The organism is Kitasatospora sp. NPDC090308, from assembly GCF_044769485.1.
In the GTDB taxonomy this organism is placed as follows: domain Bacteria; phylum Actinomycetota; class Actinomycetes; order Streptomycetales; family Streptomycetaceae; genus Kitasatospora; species Kitasatospora fiedleri.
In genome coordinates, this window is sequence record NZ_JBIVXY010000001.1 from 533788 (window position 1) to 548643 (window position 14856).

A 14856-nucleotide genomic window follows, 5' to 3' on the forward strand; every position below is an offset into this window, starting at 1 on the left:
CCACCACCCCGGAGTTCCGCGCGCGACACGACGGACCCCCACCGGCGTCCGCGCGCGGCGCACCACAGGCACCACAGGCACCATCCCCCACCCACCCGTGCCCCAAGGAGGCCGACCATGCGATCCTCTGCGCAGTCCCGTCAACTCCGCGGCCGTCGCTGGCTGCTCGCCCCGCTCGCCGCGCTCGCGCTGACCGTCAGCCCGATCGCCAGCCCCGCCGCCAACGCCGCCATCGGCGGCAGCTTCACCGACAACTTCGACTCCTTCGACACCGGCCGCTGGCACAAGGCCGACGGCTGGACCAACGGCGGCATGTTCAACGCCGGCTGGCGCGCCGACCACGTCTGGTTCAACGGCGGCGTGATGGGCGAGAACCTCGACACCGCCACCTGCCCGAGCGGCTGCTCCGGCCGGCCCTACGCCTCCGGCGAGTTCCGCTCCAACGACCTGTTCTCGTACGGGCGTTTCGAGGCCCGGCTCCAGGCCGTGAAGAACCCGGGCACGGTCACCGGGTTCTTCACCTACACCGGGCCGAGCGACAACCAGCCCTGGGACGAGATCGACGTCGAGATCCTCGGCAAGAACCCGACCCAGCTCCAGACCAACTACTTCACCAACGGCGTCGGCGGCCACGAGACCGTCATCGACCTCGGCTTCGACGCCTCCGCCGGGTACCACAACTACGCCATCGAGTGGTGGAACCAGGGCACCATCAACTGGTTCGTCGACGGCAAGCTCGTCCACCAGGAGAACGGCTCGCGCGGCGCCCTGCCCACCCACCCGATGCGGCTCATCGCCAACCTGTGGCCCGGCACCGGGGTCGACAGCTGGCTCAGCCCCTTCACCTACCCGGGCACGCCGCTCACCGCCCGCTACGACTGGATGAAGTACACCAAGTACTGAGCGCCGGCCGGTGCGGCGTTGAAGCGATAGGACGGTGAGGCGTCCGGCGCGGGGTCCCCCACCCCGCGCCGGGCGGCTTTCGCGCGTTCGTGCGTCCGCGCGTTCGTGCGTCCGCGGCCGGGCGGGCCGGGGTCAGGCGGTGGCGGCGGCCGGGTCCGGGGCGGTGGCGGGCTCCGGGGTGCCGGTGCGGCGGCGGGTCGGGAGGAGGGCGTCGAGGGCGAGGGCACCGGGGCCGGTGGCGGCGAGGAGCAGGAAGGTCCAGGCGAAGAGGGCGGCGCTCTCGCCGCCGTTCTGGATCGGGAGCAGGCCGTTCTCCTGGTGGACGGAGAAGTAGGCGTAGGCCATCGAGCCGGAGCAGACCACGGCGGCCGTCCGGGTGCCGAGGCCGAGCAGGACCAGGGTGCCGCCGACGAGTTGGATGACGGCCGCGTACCAGCCGGGCCAGGACAGCGTCTCCACCGTGCCGCCGCCCTTGGCGCCGCCCAGGACGCCGAACAGCGAGGCCGCGCCGTGGCAGGCGAAGAGCAGGCCGGTCACGGCGCGGGTCAGGCCGACGAGGTAGGGGCGGGCCGCTTCGACCGTGTGGTGAGGAGCGGACGGGGACATGGGGGCCTCCATGGGCGCATGCGACGCGTTCAGCGCGTTCACAACAGAAACTTAGGTTAGCCTCACCTATTTTTGATTGAAGGCGCAACCATCCTCGCGAATTCTCCACAACCGGACGGCCACGGGCCGCTCACGCACCGGAGCGGCCGGGCGGGGCGAGGAGCGGGGCGAGGAGCGGGGCGAGGGGTGGGAAATCGGTTTGGCGGGGCGGGTTCCCTAGGATAGCTTGGCTCAAGCCTAGGGACCCTAGGCGCGAGCAGGAGCGGAGAGGGCGAGAGGCATCATGAAAGCGCTGACCGAACCGGCGATCCGGGCGTCGTTCGTCAACTGCACCAAGGGCGAGGCGAGTCGGCTCGCGCTGCCCCGGGGCCTGGCCGAACTGCCGTGGGAGGAACTGGACTTCCTGGGGTGGCGGGACCCCGGAGCCCCCGACCGGGGGCACCTGGTGGCCGAGCACGGCGGGCGGCTGGTGGGCGTCACGCTGCGGCGGGCGCAGCGGGCGGGGGCCGGGGCCCGGCAGGGGGCCATGTGCTCGATCTGCCGGACGGTGCACGCGGCGTCCGGGGTGGCGCTGCTGACGGCGCGGAAGGCGGGGCGGCCGTCCGGGGAGGAGTACGCGTCGGCGGGCGAGTACTTCTGCGGCGACCTGGCGCGCTCGCTGTACGTGCGAGGGCACCGGCGGGCGTCGGCGGGCGGGGTGCGGATGCGGAAGAGCCTGAGCACCGAGGAGCGGGTCGCCCGGGTCCGGGTGAACCTGGCCGCGTTCCTGGACCGGGTGGTGCGGCCGTGAGCGGCGGGGCGGGAGCGGAGGCGAGGGCGGGAACGGAGGCGAGGGCGGGGGCGGGCGCTCCGGTGGCGCGGGCGTCCGTCGACGGCAGGTGGTGCGGCCTGCGCTGGTGCGGGCGGCGCTGGTGTTCGGGGTGGGGGCGTTCGCCCCGCTGACCGGTGCGGTGGCGGACGGTCCGGCGGCGAACGTCCAAGCGCCGAAAGGGAGTTGCGGCGGCGGCGCGCAGGGGTTCAGCGGGCCGGGGGCCAGTTCTCCAGGAGGTGGTGCAGGCCGGTGGTGATGCGCCGCCAGGAGTCGGCGGCGGCGCGCGGGTGGTTGAAGCCGCCGGCGCTCTCGATGCCGATGAAGCCGTGGAAGGTGCTGCGCAGGAGGCGGGCGGCGTCGGTCAGGTCGGGTTCGTCGAGGCGGTAGTGGCGCATCACCGCGTAGGTCAGTTCGATGCTCCGGGCGAACACCGCGGTGTCGGTGAACCGGTCGGGGTCCAGCGGCAGTTGGGTGGCGGCGTAGCGACCGGGGTGGGCCAGCGCGTAGTGCCGGTAGGCGTCCGCGAAGGCGGTCAGCGCCTCGCCGCCGGAGCGGCCGGCGATGGCGGCGGCCAGCGCCTGGTTCAGCTCGTCGGAGGCCAGCAGGGCGACCCGGACCCGGATCTCCTGGAGGTTCTTGACGTGCGAGTAGAAGCTGGCGTCCTTCACCCCGAACCGGCGGGCCAGCGCGGAGACGGTGACCTTCTCGATGCCGACCTGGTCGGCGAGTTCGGCGGCGGCGCGGGTGATGCGTTCGACCGTCAGCCCAGCGTGCGCAGCCATGTTCCCCGTCCTGTGCGTGGCCCTTCGAGCGGGTGGCCAGTTTATCGGGATTCGGGTGCGACCTTTTCCGGCGCCGCCGCGTCGGTATCGGGTGGGAACGTCGGCGCGGGGAGTACGGCCGGGGTTCCGCAGGGCCGGGGAGAGATCAACCGATACCCCGGCAAATGGTAATGTCCATGCCAAAACGGGGGCGCGGGTGACGTGTGCCCCCGGCCGATCCGCACCCTGGAGCACCCTTGCCCGGACGCCCGCCCCGCCACCACCGGTACCGCCGCAGCCTGCCGCTGGCCGCCGCGGTCCTCGCCGCCTCCCTGCTCGCCGGCTCGGCCCAGGCCGACGACCCGGCCCCGGCCGACGCCACCCTGACCGCCGACCTCGACGCCCTGCTGTCCGACTCCCGGCTGGCCAACGCCCAGACCGGCGTCGAGGTGCTGGACGCCGCCACCGGGCAGGTGCTGTACGCCCGGCAGCCGCAGGCGCTGCTCACCCCGGCGTCCACCATGAAGACGGTGACCTCCACCGCCGCGCTCGACCTGCTCGGCGCGGACTACCGGTTCACCACCGAGGTGCGCACCACCGGCAGCCGGTACGGCTCCAAGGTGGTCGGCGACCTGGTGCTGCGCGGCGGCGACCCCACCCTGCTGGTGCAGGACCTCGACGACCTGGCCGCGCAGGTCGCGGCGTCCGGGATCACCACCGTCACTGGCCGGGTGCTGGCCGACGGCACCCGCTACGACAGCACGCCGCTCGGCCCCGGCTGGGCCTGGGACGACGAGCCGTACTCGTACAGCCCGCAGATATCCGGGCTGACGGTCGCCAACGACCCCGAGTACCTGATGGACACCGTGCAGGTGACGGTCACGCCGGGCGCGGCCGCCGGGCAGGCGGCGAAGGTCACCCTGAACCCGGCCGAGGCGCCGATGGCGTTCGCCGGGTCGGTGGCCACCGGCGCGGCGGGCAGCGGCTCGTCCGTCGAGGTGGACCGCGGGCGCGGCAGCAACGAGCTGGCGCTGTCCGGCAGCATCGCGGCCGGGGCCGCGCCGGTCACCTCCTGGGTGACGGTCGAGGACCCGTCGACGTACGCGGGCCGGGTGTTCGCGGGCGCGCTGGCCCGGCACGGCGTGCGGGTGGCGCACGGCGGCGCGCAGGCGGCGACCGGGCAGGAGGGCTCGCAGCCGCTGGTCTCGCACCGCTCGCAGACCCTGGCCGAACTGGTCGTCCCGATGCTGAAGATCAGCAACAACGGCATGGCCGAGCACCTGACCAAGGAGATCGGCAAGGTCAAGGGCGGCCGCGGCGACTGGGCGACCGGCATCGCCCAGGTCCAGGCGTTCCTGAAGGCCAACGGGCTGGGCACCCCCGCCGGGCGGCAGGTCGACGGCTCCGGCCTGTCCCGCTACGACCTGATCACCCCGGCCAAGATGGCCGACCTGCTCCGGCTGGTCCAGGACCGGCCCTGGTTCGGCGCCTGGTACGACGCCCTGCCGGTGGCCGGCAACCCGCAGCGGATGGTCGGCGGCACGCTGGCCGCCCGGATGACCGGCACCAAGGCCGCGAACAACGTGCACGCCAAGAGCGGCTCGATGGGCGGCGTCGACAACCTGGTCGGCTACGCCACCGCCCCCGACGGCCGCCGCCTGGTCTTCGCCGTGCTGATCAACGACTTCGCCGGCACCAGCCCCCGCCCGGTCCTGGACGCGATCGCCGTCCGCCTGGCCACCGGCCCCGCCACGACGCCCGCGGCCGGCACCCCCCAGCAGAAGGCCAGGTCACTGAACGCCCCGGCCGCGGACGACGGCTACACCGGCACCCGCTGGGAGGACTGCGAGGCCGTCGCCCACTGCTGAGCCCCGCCGAGCCCTTCCCGCCCCGGACCCCGCCGCACCGCGCGGCGGGGTCCGGGGCGGTTTTCGGCGGCTGCGGATTTCACACGGCCGTCATCCATCAAACGGTTGATTGACGCGGGTGGCGCGCGTACGCTCCCCGCCATGACCGAGCCACCGGCGCCGAGCGCGCCGCAGAGCCAGGCCGACCTGAGTCGGGAGCGGATCGTCGCGGCGGCGACCACGCTGTTCGCGGAGCGCGGGTACGACGGGACGACCACCCGGACGATCGCCGCCGCCGCGGGGTTGAACGTCGCCACCGTCGCGTACCACGTGGGCGGGAAGGGCGAGTTGTACCGCGAGGTGATGCGGCGGGCGCACGAGGCCGAGCGGGCGGCGGTGGCGGGGGCGCTGCGGGAGTTCGGGGCGCGGGCGGGGGCGGACCCGGCGGGGGCGGCGGTCGCCTTCGCGGACCGGTACCTGGACTTCTGCCTGGAGCGGCCGGACGTGCCCGCGCTGTGGATGCGGCGCTGGCTGGCGGACGCCGCCGAGTTCGCCGGCCTGGAGGAGGAGTACACCCGGCCGCTGCTGGAGTCGGTGCGCGACGCGCTGGCCGCCGCGCTGCCGGGAGTTCCGCCGGAGCGCGCCGAGTTGGCGGTGTGGACGGTGCTGTGGACGGTGCACGGCTTCTGCCGGTCGATGATCCGCGGGCAGGTCCCCCGGTTCCGGGCCCACCTGCACGCGCTGGTGCTGCGCGAGCTGGGGATCGGGGGGACGCCGTGAGCGCCGGGGGCATAGGCCGGCGGGAGCTGGCCGGGTACGCGCTCGGCTCGGTCGGGACGGGCATCCACGCGACCGTCCCCGGCCTGCTGCTGCTGTACTTCATGACCGACGCGCTGGGCGTGCCCGCCGGGGTCGCGGGCCTGGTCGTGGCGCTGCCGAAGGCCTGGGACGCGCTGTTCAACCCGACCGTCGGCGCCGCCAGCGACCGGGAGGCGCTGCGCACCGGCCGCCGCGGCCGGATCCTGCTGGCCGGCGCGCTCGCGCTGCCCGTCGCCTTCGCCGCGATGTTCCTCTCCCCGCTGACCGGCGCCGGCGCCGCCGCCTGGGTGGCCGTCACCTTCGTGCTGGCCTCCAGCGCGTTCGCCCTGTTCCAGGTCCCGTACGTGGCGCTGCCCGCCGAGATGTCGGACCGCCCCGAGGTGCGCACCCGGATCACGGTGTGGCGGATCGTCTGCCTGACCGTCGGCATCCTGGTCGCGGGCGGCCTGGCCCCCGCCCTGGTGTCGCTGGCCGGGGGCGGGCGGCGCGGGTACGCGGTGATGGGCGCGGTGATCGCCGTCCTGCTGCTGGCGACGCTGCTGGTGCCCGCGCTGGGCGCCCGCCGGGTGGCCGCCCGGCCCGGCCCCGAGCCGCTCGGCCTGCGGGCCGCGCTGCGCACCGCGCGCGGCAACCGGGCGTTCTTCGCGCTGCTGGGCGCGTTCGTGCTGCAGGCCGCCGCGGTGGCGATCATGCTGGCCGCCGCCCCGTACACCGCCGCCTACTGGCTGGGCGGCTACGGCCTGACCTCGGTGCTGTTCGTCTGCCTGGTCGCGCCGAGCGCCGTCGCCGTGCCGCTGTGGGGCCGGGCCGCGGCCCGCTGGGGCCGGCTGCGCTGCCTGGGCGCCGCGACCGCGCTGTTCGCGCTGGCCGCCGCCGCGCTGTGGCCCACCGCCGGGACGGGGGCGGCGCGGGTCACCGCCACCCTGGTGCTGTGCGCGCTGCTCGGCGTGGCGTACGCGGCGCTCCAGGTGCTGCCGCTGTCGCTGCTGCCGGACACCGTGCACGCGGACGCGGCGCGCACCGGGCGCCTGCAGTCCGGGGCGTTCACCGGCCTGTGGACGGCGGGCGAGACGGCCGGGCTGGCCGCCGGGCCCGGACTGTTCTCGCTGGCGCTGGCCGCCGCCGGTTTCGCCTCCTCGACCACCGACCACCCCGTCGCGCAGACCGCCACCGCCCGGGCCGGCGTCCTGCTCGGCTTCAGCCTGGTCCCGGCCGTGCTGATGCTGGCCTCGCTGCCCGCCCTGCGGGCGTACGGGCGGCGGCGGGCCGCCGTTCCCGCCGTTGTCGTCGATTCGCTTGCTGGAGAACTCTCGTGACGGACCGTCAGAACGGGCTGCCGGCCGCCGGCCGCCCCGCCGAGGAGCTGCTCGCCGAGCTGCGCGCGCTCACCGCCGCCGACCTGCCCACCCGCGGCGGGCGCACCACCGCCTACACCTACGACGCCGGGCGGCCCGAGGTGCGGGCCGCCGCGGAGGGCGCGTACCTGGCCATGCTGGAGGTCAACGGCCTCGACCCGACCGCGTTCCCGAGCACCGTCGCCCTGGAGCGGCAGGTGGTCGGCGCGGTCGCCGCCCGGCTCGGCGGGGACGGGCGCACGCCCGGCATCTTCACCAGCGGCGGCACCGAGTCGATCCTGCTCGCCGTCAAGGCCGCCCGGGACGCCCGGCCCGAGGTCGCCGAGCCGGAGATCGTGGTGCCCGCGACGGCGCACGCCGCGTTCTTCAAGGCCGGGACGTACCTGAGGGTCAAGGTCGTCGCGGTGCCGGTCGACCCGGCGACCTTCCGGGCGGTGCCGGAGGCGGTGGCGGCGGCCTGCACCGACCGGACGGTGCTGGTGGTCGCCTCCGCGCCCTCGTACGCGCACGGGGTGGTCGACCCGGTCGCGGCGATCGCCGCGGCGGCGGCCGAACGCGGCCTGCCCTGCCACGTGGACGCCTGCGTGGGCGGCTGGCTGCTGCCCTGGCTGGCCGAGGCCGGGGCCGAGGTCCCGCCGTTCGACCTGTCGGTGCCCGGCGTCACCTCGCTCTCCTGCGACCTGCACAAGTTCGGGTACGCGCCCAAGGGCGCCTCCGTGCTGCTCTTCCGCGACCAGGCGATGCGGCTGGCCGCGTACTTCGCCTGCGCGCAGTGGCCCGGCTACCCGGTGGTCAACTCCACCGTCCAGAGCAGCAAGGGCGCCGGACCGCTGGCCGGGGCCTGGGCCACCCTGCAGGCCCTCGGGGCGGACGGCTACCGGGAGTTGGGGCGTTCGGCGCTCGCCGCGACCCGGCGGCTGATCGCGGGCGTCGGGGAGATCGACGGGCTGCGGGTGCTCGGCTCGCCGGACGCCACGCTGGTCGCGATCGGCACCGAGGGCGAAGATCCCTTGGACCTCTGGGAGTTGGCGGACGAGTCGCGCGAGCGCGGCTTCTTCCTGCAACCCCAGCTGAGCGTCGACGGCCTGCCCGCCAGCCTGCACCTCACCCTCACCGGAGTCAGCGGGGAGGGCGTCGAGGACCTGCTCGCGGCCCTGCGCGCGAGCGTCGCCGCCGTCCGGGCGCGCGGACCGGTGGCACCGCCCACCGAGATCCTCGCCCTGCTCGACCAGCTCGACTTCACCACCCTGGACGACGCGACCTTCGCCGCCCTCCTCCCGGCCGCCGGCCTCGACCTCTCCCCCGGCTCCACCACCCGGATGGCCGGCGTCAACCGCCTCCTCGACGGCCTCCCCCCGCACCTGCGCGACCGGCTCGCCACCCGGTTCCTCTCCGCGCTGTACAGCCCCTACCTGGACGCGTAGCGGCCGGGGGCCCGGGAGCAGGGGCGGGGCACCGGATCGGGCGGCCGCGGCGGGGCGGTCGCGATTCGCCCGGTCCGGCGCCCCGATCCGGCACCCCGATCCGGCAAAGGAAACCCCAAGGGGTGCCCAAGCGACGGATGGGCGAGCGGGGTGCGAATGTGGTGAACGCGTGCGGTTGCGGCGGGTCGGTTCGCTAGCATGGCGCGCTCAAGTGGTCGGACTGACACCGGTGGTGGGGGATGGCGTGCTGAGCGTGGGGCCGGACGGCAGCGGCGGCGGTGGCGGCAGCGGCGACGGGTTCCAAGTGGAGCCGGGCGAGTTGGACGGGGCGGGGCAGACCGCGGGGAGCGTCGCCGAGCAGGTGCCCGGCGGGACCTCGCGGGTGCTGGGGGCGTCGGACGACGCCGAGGCCGGGCTGCGCGGGTGGACGACCGGCGGGGAGCTGAACGCCTGCACCGACGAGTGGAAGCGGCTGCTGGACAGCCTCTCCGCCGAGATGGACCGGCAGGGCGGCAACCTGCGGCGGACCGCGGCCAACTACCGCCGGGCCGAGCAGGACGCGGCCGGCGGACTGACGGGGCGGTGAGCATGGACGTCCCCACGCTGCGCGACGCGGACCCGGACCGGCTGTTCACGGCCGCCGACGCGTACGCCTCGCTGGCCGCCGCGTTCGCCGGCCACACCGACACCTGGCGGGACGGGGTGGACGGCCGGGTGCGCGACTCCGGCTGGCGCGGCCGGGCCGCGGACGGCGCCCGGCAGTCGCTGGCCCGGACCACCGGCAAGCTGACCGCCGCGCACCTGGAGCTGGCCCGGATCGCGCCCGTGCTGCGGGAGGGCGCGGAGGCGTTCCTGCTGGCCCGCTCCAAGCTCCGGGCGGCGCTCGCCGAGGCGGACGCGGGCGGCTTCACGGTCTCGGACGACGGCGGGATCTCCTGGCCGCCGCCGAGCGCCGCCGAACGGCACGACCCCGACGCCCCCGACCGCTCCCGGCGGGGCACCGAGCTGCGCGACCGGATCGCCGACGCGCTGTCCGAGGCCGCGCACGCCGACCAGGTCACCGCCCAGCGCCTGCGCCGGTACACCGACGACGCCCGGACCGGCGCCGGCCTGGACCCGGGCACCGCCGCGATGCGCCTGAACAGCGCGGTGCTGGGCGCGCTCAACCCGTTCGGCGGCCCCGAGGACCTGGTCCGCGCGGGCATGCCGGGCCAGGACGCTCCGCCGTCCGAGGTCAACGCCTGGTGGAAGTCGCTCCCGCCGGACGAGCAGCAGCGCCTGATCCGGGCGTACCCGGCCGAGCTCGGCAACCGCGACGGCCTGCCGACCCCGGCCCGCGACCAGGCCAACCGGATCACCCTGGACCGGATGGTCCAGGACCTGTCCTCCCGCACCGACCTGTCCGAGTGGGACCGGAAGAAGCTGGAGGGCTTCCGGGCGATCCAGGACCGGCTCCGCGACGACACCGGCAAGCAGCCCCCCGCGTACCTGATGGTGATCGGCGACCAGGGCCAGGGCCGGGCCGCGATCGCGTACGGCAACCCGGACACCGCGGACGACGTGGTGGCGTACGTGCCCGGCCTGAACACCGAGGTCAAGAACATGGGCGGCGGCGACGCCAACCGGGCCCGCGACCTGTGGCAGACCGCGCACGACCTCGACCCGAGCCGCTCCACCGCCTCGATCGCCTGGCTGGGGTACGACACCCCGCAGGTCAAGGGCCTCAGCCCGGACATGTTCGCGGTGGCCGGGAAGGAGCGCGCCGAACAGGGCGGCGCGGCCTACCAGGAGTTCCTACAGGGCCTGCGCGCCTCGCACGAGGGGCAGCCCGCGCACCTGACCGCGCTCGGGCACAGCTACGGCTCGCTCACGGTCGGCCAGGCCGCGCAGCGCCCCGGCGGCATCCCCGCGGACGACATCATCCTGGTCGGCTCGCCCGGCACCGGCGCGCAGCAGGCCGGCCAGCTGGGCGTCGGCGCCGACCACGTCTGGGTGGGCGCGGCCGAGCACGACCCGGTCTCCCACCTGCCCAGCCACGACGACGCGAAGGGCATCGGCATCGGCGCGGGCATCGGCGGGGTGCTGGCCGGCCCGCTGGGCGCGGTGGCCGGCGGCTTCCTCGGCGACAAGATCGCCGGGCACGGCGACCCGCACGAGCTGTGGTTCGGCCAGGACCCGGCGAGCGGCGAGTTCGGGGCGCACCGCTTCGACGTCGCGGACGGCCCGCTGGGCTTCGAGTCGCACTCGGACTACTGGAACCAGGGCGACGGCCGGGACGGGCACTCGCTGCGCAACATGGGCTTGATCGTCTCCGGCCACGGCGACCGGGTGTCCGGACAGGAGTACCGATGAACGACGACCTGGCGCGCGACCTGCTCGCCGCCCGGGCCGCGGTGGACGAACTGCTGGACTCCGCGCCCGCCGCGCTCACCCCGCCGGTGGTCTGGGCGGACGGCCCGTACGTCGCGGTCTCCCACGAGCACGCGTTCACCCGCGAGCCGGACGGCACCGCGCACCTGGAGAAGCGGCGCTACCTGCTGACCCGGGTGGCCGAACACCGCTACCCGGAGCTGCTCGCCCAGTTGGGCCGGGCCTGGCGGGAGCGCGGCTGGGCGGTGGACGGCGAGGACGACCCGGTGGTGCCGGTGCTGCGGGCGAAGTCCCCGTTCGGGACGGCCGAGTTCCGGATCGGCTTCGCGGGCAACGGGACGCTGCTGGCCCGGGTCGACGGGCTGGCCGCGCCGGACACCTCGTACCCGTTCGGCGGGGACAGCACGGTGCCGATCGGGCCGGACGGGTCGATGGACACCATGCCCCGGCGGCAGGACCCGTTCTGGTCGGTCTAGGGTCGGAAGCAGCGATCGGCCGGTCGGCCGGGGGCGGGCGGCGCGGACGGGCGGCGCGGACGGGACCACCGGGCGGACCGGGAATCGGCGGGGAGCGGGAGGTCGGATGAGGCTGCGGGTGGCGGGCGCCGTCGCGGTGCTGGCACTGGTGCTGGGCGCGGCGGGCTGCGGCCCGTCCGGGGACGGCGGGACGGCGCGGCGCCCGGCGGTGGCGCTGGACGTCGCCCGGGGGCGGTTGCAGACCGTGGTGGACGGCACCACCGGGGCGCTCACCCCGGCGGTGCGGTACGCCGACGACGCGTTCCGGGCCGTCCCGCACGAGAACGCGGCCCGCGACCCCGACGGCACCGCGCAGTTGACGCTCCGCCGGTACGTGCTGACCAGGATCGCCGCCGCCAACCGGCCGCGGCTGCTGGAGCAGCTCAGGACGTACTGGAAGGGCCTCGGCTACACCCTGCACGACACGGACTCCCCGTACGAGGCGAGCGCCGCCGCCCCCGACGGCACCGGCGTGACGGTCACCATCGGCGTCCCCGGCAACGTGACCGTGGTGGCCGACGCCTGGATCGCCGACCCCGGCACCACCGCCCCGTTCGGCCCCGCCCCCAGCCCGCTGCCCACCGGCGCGGACGGCGGCCCCGACACCATGCCGACCTTCGACGACCCGGGCTGGTCCTGAGCCCGGGTCCGTCAGCGCCCGATCCGTCCGTGCCGGTCAGCGCCCGTCCGTGCCCGTCAGCGCCCGTTCGTGCCCGCACCGGGCGGGCGGGTGGCGGGCCGGGGACGGCGGCGGGACGAAACGGGGCCGATGGGTGCTGATCGGGCGTCAACGCGGGTCTGACGGAGGGTAGTTGGCGGATGGCATTGGGCTGTCGTGACCATGCTGGCTATCATCGGAACGATCTAGCCGGAACGGCGGCCGGCCGAGGGGTCTTCCTCGGTATCGCCATGCCGCGTTCCGCCGTCATGCCGCCGTGCCGTCCGTCGTCCCTGGGCTTGTCGTGTTCCGCGTCGACCACGGGGAGAGACGACATGGCTCAGTTGGACGGGCGGGGGCGCGCCGCGCTCGCCGCCGTGATGGGCGGGGTGCTGCTGTTGAGCGGCTGCGGCGTCGTCGGCATCGGCGGTGACTCGCACCGGCCGACGGACCTGCGCGCGCTGCTGCCGGAACGGGTGCGCAAGTCCGGGGTGCTGACCGTCGGCGCCTCGTTCACCGCCGCGCCGGTGGTGTACCGCAACGACCGCAACGAACCGGACGGGCTGGACCCGCACCTGGCGCAGAAGCTGGGCTCGCTGCTCGGCATCCGGCTGGAGTTCCAGGACGCCGGGCCGTTCGCCAACGTGCTGCCCGGGCTGCTGGGGCGCAAGTACGACATCGCGATGTCCGGCATCACCGACACCCGGGAGCGCGAGCAGGGCGTCGACAAGGACGGCAAGCAGATCAACGAGGGCGTGGACTTCGTCGACTACTTCATGGCGGGCATCGGCATCGCCGTCGACAAGGGCAACCCGCAGAACATCCACGAGATCGACGACCTGTGCGGGCACACCGTCACGGTCAAGAAGGGCACCACCCACGCCGACCTGGTGAGCCGGCAGAAGACGGTCTGCGACCACAACGGGAAGCCGCTGACCGTCATGGAGACCGACAGCGACAACGCCGCCATCGAGAACCTCAAGGGCCGCGCGGACGCCTACATGACCGACTACCCCAAGGCGACGTACGCCGTGCAGACCGTCGACAACGGCGGCACCCTCCAGATCGGCGGCCCGCAGCTCCAGCCCCGCCCGTTCGGCATCGCGCTGCGCAAGGACGACGAGCAGCTGCGCGACGTCCTGATGCGGGCGATGAACCGGCTGATCACCGACGGCACCTACGACCAGGTGCTGGCCGACCACCAGTTGCAGGTCGGCGCGATCCAGAACGCGGTCACCAACGGGCCGTGAGCCCGGGACGCGGACGCGGGCTCGGACGCGGGCTCGGACGCGCGCTCGGGCTCGGGCCCGGGACGCGGGCTCGGGCTCGGGCTCAGGCGGGGGTGAAGGCGAGCACCGCCACGTCGTCGGTCAGGGAGCCGGCGTGGCGGCGGACGTCCCGGTCGAGGAAGGCGACCACGGCGTCCGGGTCGGTGGCGGGCAGCGTGGCCAGGCGGGCGGCCAGCGGGTAGAACGCACCGGCCCGGTCGCGGGCCTCGGTGACGCCGTCGGTGTGCAGCAGCAGGGTCCGGCCGGGCGGCAGCGGGACGGTGGCGGGCGGCTCGGGCGGACCGGCGGCGAGGTGGCCCAGGCCCAGCGGGAGGTCCTCCGCGCAGCGGACGGTGCCGACGCTGCCCGGGGCCACCAGCAGCGGGGCGAGGTGGCCCCGGTTGACCAGGTCGATCTCGGCGGAGCTGGGACGGTGCTGGAGCAGCACCGCGGTGACGAACAGCTCGCGGTCGCCGCCCTGTTCGGCGTCACGGCACACCTGCCGGTCCAACTGGTCGGCCAGCTCGCCGAGTTCGGCGGTCTCGTGGGCGGCCACCCGGAACGCGCCGATCACGTCGGCGGCGGTGCGCACCGCGTCCAGCCCCTTGCCGCGGACGTCCCCGAGCAGGATCCGGGTCCCGTACCGGGTCTCGCACACCTCGTACAGGTCGCCGCCGATGCCGACGTCCGCCTGCGCGGGGTGGTAGAGCCCGGCGGTGCGCAGGCCCCCGGCGCGGGCCGGGACCGGGCGCAGCACGGCGTGCTGGAGGGTGTCGGTGACGGCCTGCATCCGGACCAGGTCGCGGGCCTGGCGGCGGCGCTGCGCGGCGAGTCCGGCACCGATCGCGCCGGCCAGCACGGTGGCCAGGTAGGTCCACAGGTGGTGCTGCTCGGTCAGGTGCCCGGCCCGCAGGGCGAGCAGCGCCTGGAGGGCGACGGTGACGACGGCGGAACCGGCGACCAGCGCGGACCCGCCGCTGGACGCGACCACCACCGGGATCACCGTGAGCAGGAAGCCCGCCGCGACGGAGCTGGGGATCGACCACTCCAGGACCAGGTCCGCCACCAGCAGCAGGACCGGCAGCAGCCGCACCCAGACGGGCACCCGCAGCGCCCGGGCCATCGCGGCCTCCCAGCGCGCCCCGGCCTGCCGGGGGTCGCGGCCGCCGCCGTTCGCGCCGCCGTTCCCGCCGCTGTCCTGGATGCCGTTCCCGGCCCCGCTCCCGGCGCTGTTCCGGATGCCGCTCCCGGCGTTGTCCTCGACGCCGCTCCCGATACCGCGCCCGGCGGCGTTCTCCGGCGGCGGGGCGGCGGCCGGGCGCGGGATGGGGCCGGCGCTGCGGACTGCGGTGGCGGGCGACGCTGCCATGCTGACCTCCTGGACGACCGGTACGGGTGCGGACTTCCTTCCATCGTGGGGTGCGACGGGTCCCGGCCACTGCCCGCCAAGGTCCCGACGGCTCGGGACCTTGGACCTGTTCCGGCCGGGCAGGGGGACGTGCTGTGAGCCGGGTCACCG

General features: G+C 75.4%; 14 protein-coding genes. 11 read left to right on the forward strand and 3 right to left on the reverse strand.

The window, feature by feature from the left end:
• The first annotated feature begins 117 nt into the window (after window positions 1-117).
• Window positions 118-903 carry a glycoside hydrolase family 16 protein gene (locus tag ACIQVD_RS02280; RefSeq protein WP_400686945.1) on the forward strand — a complete coding sequence of 262 codons (786 nt, stop codon included), beginning with the start codon at window positions 118-120 and terminating at the stop codon, window positions 901-903.
• A gap of 132 nt (window positions 904-1035) precedes the next feature.
• Here the strand turns inward: ACIQVD_RS02280 and ACIQVD_RS02285 are convergent, their stop codons facing one another.
• Window positions 1036-1521 carry a DoxX family protein gene (locus ACIQVD_RS02285; protein ID WP_402285384.1) on the reverse strand — a complete coding sequence of 162 codons (486 nt, stop codon included), beginning with the start codon at window positions 1519-1521 and terminating at the stop codon, window positions 1036-1038.
• A 271-nt stretch (window positions 1522-1792) separates the two neighbouring features.
• Between ACIQVD_RS02285 and ACIQVD_RS02290 the strand changes: the two genes are divergently transcribed.
• Window positions 1793-2299: an FBP domain-containing protein gene (locus ACIQVD_RS02290; RefSeq protein ID WP_402285385.1), complete on the forward strand. Its 507-nt coding sequence runs from the start codon at window positions 1793-1795 to the stop codon at window positions 2297-2299.
• 227 nt (window positions 2300-2526) lie between these two features.
• On the opposite strand, the gene ACIQVD_RS02295 is transcribed toward ACIQVD_RS02290, so the two are convergent.
• Window positions 2527-3102: a TetR/AcrR family transcriptional regulator gene (locus tag ACIQVD_RS02295; RefSeq protein WP_400686939.1), complete on the reverse strand. Its 576-nt coding sequence runs from the start codon at window positions 3100-3102 to the stop codon at window positions 2527-2529.
• Window positions 3103-3338: 236 nt separating this feature from the next.
• On the opposite strand from ACIQVD_RS02295, the gene dacB reads away from it, so the two are divergent.
• The 9 genes from dacB (at window position 3339) to ACIQVD_RS02340 (ending at window position 13319) form a co-directional block, all read left to right on the forward strand.
• Window positions 3339-4949 (forward strand): D-alanyl-D-alanine carboxypeptidase/D-alanyl-D-alanine-endopeptidase, encoded by a 1611-nt coding sequence (dacB, locus tag ACIQVD_RS02300; protein ID WP_402285388.1) that lies wholly within the window; start codon window positions 3339-3341, stop codon window positions 4947-4949.
• 141 nt (window positions 4950-5090) lie between these two features.
• Complete coding sequence (locus ACIQVD_RS02305; protein WP_400686934.1) at window positions 5091-5708, forward strand: TetR/AcrR family transcriptional regulator; 618 nt, start codon at window positions 5091-5093, stop codon at window positions 5706-5708.
• The gene (locus ACIQVD_RS02310) at window positions 5705-7063 is read left to right on the forward strand and encodes an MFS transporter (RefSeq protein WP_402285390.1); all 1359 of its coding nucleotides are present in this window, start codon (window positions 5705-5707) and stop codon (window positions 7061-7063) included. Before ACIQVD_RS02305 ends, ACIQVD_RS02310 begins: the two co-directional genes overlap by 4 nt.
• A complete protein-coding gene (locus ACIQVD_RS02315; RefSeq protein WP_402285392.1) occupies window positions 7060-8526 on the forward strand; it encodes a pyridoxal phosphate-dependent decarboxylase family protein in 1467 nt (488 codons plus the stop codon). Before ACIQVD_RS02310 ends, ACIQVD_RS02315 begins: the two co-directional genes overlap by 4 nt.
• Window positions 8527-8770: 244 nt before the next feature.
• On the forward strand, window positions 8771-9112 hold the full coding sequence (locus ACIQVD_RS02320) for a type VII secretion target (RefSeq protein WP_400686928.1): 342 nt from the start codon (window positions 8771-8773) through the stop codon (window positions 9110-9112).
• Between the two features lie 2 nt (window positions 9113-9114).
• Window positions 9115-10878 carry an alpha/beta hydrolase gene (locus ACIQVD_RS02325; protein WP_400686926.1) on the forward strand — a complete coding sequence of 588 codons (1764 nt, stop codon included), beginning with the start codon at window positions 9115-9117 and terminating at the stop codon, window positions 10876-10878.
• Window positions 10875-11372 (forward strand): hypothetical protein, encoded by a 498-nt coding sequence (locus ACIQVD_RS02330; RefSeq protein WP_100835908.1) that lies wholly within the window; start codon window positions 10875-10877, stop codon window positions 11370-11372. Before ACIQVD_RS02325 ends, ACIQVD_RS02330 begins: the two co-directional genes overlap by 4 nt.
• Before the next feature lie 106 nt (window positions 11373-11478).
• Window positions 11479-12051, forward strand: coding sequence for a hypothetical protein (locus ACIQVD_RS02335; RefSeq protein WP_400686924.1), 573 nt, complete (start codon window positions 11479-11481; stop codon window positions 12049-12051).
• A gap of 353 nt (window positions 12052-12404) precedes the next feature.
• Window positions 12405-13319, forward strand: coding sequence for an ABC transporter substrate-binding protein (locus tag ACIQVD_RS02340; RefSeq protein ID WP_400686922.1), 915 nt, complete (start codon window positions 12405-12407; stop codon window positions 13317-13319).
• A gap of 82 nt (window positions 13320-13401) precedes the next feature.
• Here ACIQVD_RS02340 and ACIQVD_RS02345 read toward each other — a convergent pair whose 3' ends face one another.
• Window positions 13402-14706 carry a PP2C family protein-serine/threonine phosphatase gene (locus ACIQVD_RS02345; RefSeq protein WP_402285396.1) on the reverse strand — a complete coding sequence of 435 codons (1305 nt, stop codon included), beginning with the start codon at window positions 14704-14706 and terminating at the stop codon, window positions 13402-13404.
• Window positions 14707-14856 lie beyond the last annotated feature (150 nt).